At 69.8% G+C, this 517-nt stretch carries 1 pseudogene; it reads right to left on the bottom strand.

Annotated features, from left to right (window positions below):
• Window positions 1-375: 375 nt before the first annotated feature.
• Window positions 376-517 (bottom strand): annotated as a pseudogene (locus MKK69_RS08430) (DsbE family thiol:disulfide interchange protein); the annotation flags it as partial.

Raw genomic sequence — 517 nt, forward strand, 5'->3', positions numbered from 1 at the left:
CCTCTTTCTGCGGTTAGGTGCAGACAGGTTGCGCCGATGACGCAGACGAGGGGCAGGGCGCAAGCCAAGAACAGGGCCGAGGACAAGAGCCCGGCCAAGCGCTCGCGGTGATAGTGGATGAAGGCGTGGATGCTGACCAACGTGGCGATGCCGGATCGGGGAGGGGATCTCACGCTCGCCTCTGAACCTTGCCCAACCAGGGGGATCCGCCGTCGTCCACAGATGGTCGTCGATGCGTGGCACCACCGAGCCACATGCGACTGGATGTGCTCAGGCGCACCCCGCGAAGGCGGGGCTGGGCGTATCCGTTTCGTCGTGGCCGTCATTGCCCCCTCAGGCGGCCCGACCAGCGGCGCAGTGACCTCAAGGTTGCTGGGACAGGCCCGGTACCGCCGCGCCCGAAGCGGCGAGCCCCGGCACGGCGGGCAGGTCGAAGCGCGGCACCGGCCTGCCGATCATCGCGGAGGGCAGGGCGGCCGGGTCGACCCCGGAGCGCAGGCGCAGGAACAGCACGGCC

The sequence above is a fragment of the Methylobacterium sp. J-026 genome, from assembly GCF_022829585.1.
In the GTDB taxonomy this organism is placed as follows: Bacteria; Pseudomonadota; Alphaproteobacteria; order Rhizobiales; family Beijerinckiaceae; genus Methylobacterium.